Annotated in this window: 1 protein-coding gene and 2 pseudogenes; 1 reads left to right on the plus strand and 2 read right to left on the minus strand. The window is 76.5% G+C overall.

Annotated features, from left to right (window positions below; all coding sequences use genetic code 11):
• Window positions 1-103 (minus strand): annotated as a pseudogene (locus ACVNF4_RS35730) (DUF3043 domain-containing protein); the annotation flags it as partial.
• Between ACVNF4_RS35730 and ACVNF4_RS35735 the strand changes: the two are divergent.
• A pseudogene (locus ACVNF4_RS35735) lies at window positions 103-1,365 on the plus strand (CHAT domain-containing protein); the annotation flags it as partial. The pseudogenes ACVNF4_RS35730 and ACVNF4_RS35735 sit on opposite strands and share 1 nt — an antisense overlap.
• 19 nt (window positions 1,366-1,384) lie before the next feature.
• Here ACVNF4_RS35735 and ACVNF4_RS35740 read toward each other — a convergent pair.
• On the minus strand, window positions 1,385-1,668 hold a 284-nt coding region (locus tag ACVNF4_RS35740; protein ID WP_461806997.1), incomplete at its 5' end, for a helix-turn-helix domain-containing protein.

Here is a 1,668-nt window from a genome sequence, read left to right on the forward strand (position 1 = left end):
GCGGCTTCGGCAGGCGGAGCCGGCGCACCTGGAGGGAACGCATGAGCGCGTACGGCACGGCGCCCTTGTGGGACTCCTCCGGGAAGCGCTCCGTGAGCTGCTTCGGCGCTGGCGCAGCAGGTGAGCCTGGAGCGGGGCGGGCCCCGGCAGTTGCTGCTGTGGTCCGAGCGGTGGCGGGCGACGGTGCTGTCCGCGCCGCCCACCCGGCCGCCCGCAGACGCGGCCCTCCTGAGCGGTCTGACGGCCTTCCGCGTCATCGCCGACCAGGCGGAGCAGGCCCGCATCTCCGGGCGCCCCCTGCCCGCCCTGGAGCGCGAGCAGCGGCGTCTGGAGAGTGAGATCCGCTCCCGGACCCTGCACATCCGGGGCGAGTCCCCCGGCGGCGGTCACCGCTTCGAGGTGGGGCGGCTCCTGGAGCGCCTGGAGGGCGGACGGCTCGTCGAACTCGCCGTGCTGGACGGGCAGGTGCAGGTGCTGCTCGTCGGGGGCGGCCGAGTGCGCCGGTTCACGGGCGGGCTCCTCGCCGACGCGGAGCGCGAGGCCGAGCACGTCCAGGCGGCCCTGCGCAGGCTCGCCCACCCCGGCGCGGAGGGGCGGCTGCCGCTCGTCGAGGAGATGGGCCGCCGCCTCCAGGAGCTGCTGCTCGGCCCGGCCGCCGAGCACCTGGGCGACGGGCCTGTGGTGGTCGTGCCGCCCGCGCGCCTGCACCGGGTGCCGTGGGCGCTGCTGCCCGCGCTGCGTGAACGGGTGCTGAGCGTGTCGCCGTCGGCGAGCAGTTGGCTGCGGGCCAAGGAGACCCTGCCGCCGTCGAGCGGGCGGCACGTCCTCGTGCGCGGTCCCGGTCTCGCGTCGGGCGGCGCGGAGGTGCCGGAGGTCGCGGGGCGGTACGGGCGTCCCGTCGTCCTGGAGCACGACGAGGCGCGCGTGCCCCGCGTGCTCACGGAACTGGACGGGGCGGCGCTCGCGCACATCGCCGCGCACGGCACGTTCCGCGCGGACAGCCCGCTGTTCTCCGCGCTGCGGATGGCCGACGGGCCGCTCATCGTCCACGACTTCGAACGCCTCGACCGCAGCCCCCACCGGATCATCCTCTCCAGCTGCGACACCGCCCGCCTCGCCTCCGTCGGCGCCGACGAACTCCTCGGCCTCGTCACCGCCCTGCTGCCGCTCGGCACGGCCGGCGTCCTCGCCAGCAGCGCGCCCGTCAACGACGCCGCCGTCGTCCCGCTGATGCTGGCCCTCCACAAGAGCCTCGCCGGCGGGCGGACCCTCGCGGAGGCCCTGCGGGACGCGCGCGGAGCGGTGCCGGGGGACGCGCTGCATCAGGCGACGGGGTGGGCGTTCACGGCGTTCGGGGCGGCGTGAGTGCCGGGCCGTCTCCTGGTCACGCCGGTTGTTCCACCAGCCCCGGCAGGGCGCCCCGGTCGCCGGCTCCGAGGCGGGCGTAGGCACTGTAGAGGTGGTTGCCGACCGTGCGGACCGACAGGGTGAGGCGTTCGGCGATCTGGCGGTTGCTGAGGCCGGCCGCCGCGAGGGTGACGATCTGGCGCTGGCGGGCGGTGAGTTCGTCGAGGGCCAGGTCGGCCGCCGCGAGGGTGACGATCTGGCGCTGGCGGGCGGTGAGTTCGTCGAGGGCCAGGCCCGACAGGGCGGGTGTGCCGGGGTCCT

This window comes from Streptomyces sp. S6, from assembly GCF_054880855.1.